Genomic DNA, 527 nt, shown 5'->3' on the forward strand with positions numbered 1-527 from the left:
CTTCTATGTCGGCGAAAACCGCGAAGATGCTCTGGTTAAGCTTTACAACAAACTCTATTCCAACCAAGACAAAGTTCCTCCTTCTGTCACTAACTGGCTTGTAAAGCCTGTTGAAATCGATGATGTACCCATTGTTGTTGCCGCAATTTATTCCACCGATCCAGACATTCTCGATCGCCATCAGTTGAGACGTATTGCAGACCAAGCCACGTTAGGCATTAAATCATTGGATGCCACCAACAAGGTGGAAGTGATTGGCGGTGAGCCGAGAAAAATCCAGATAGAGCTTGATTCCGTTGCGATGGCAAACTTCAAAGTAACCATCGATGACCTAGAACAGGCCATTCAGCTCAGTAATAGCAAAACCCAAGGCAAGAACGTTCGCGTAAACGGGCAAAATTACACATTGGAGTCGGGACGGTTTCTGACCAACGCCGAAGAAGTTGGCGATCTTGTTATCGCGGTGCTCAATGGCAAACCCGTTTATTTGAAAGATGTCGCGCGTATTTACGATGGTGAAAGTGAGG

At 46.3% G+C, this 527-nt stretch carries 1 protein-coding gene; it reads left to right on the forward strand.

The annotated features are described in order from the left end of the window. Positions 1-527: efflux RND transporter permease subunit (locus tag R7190_RS30445; protein ID WP_318138288.1), on the forward strand; the 527-nt coding region annotated here is incomplete at both ends.

Source organism: Vibrio sp. 1078-1 (assembly GCF_033340475.1).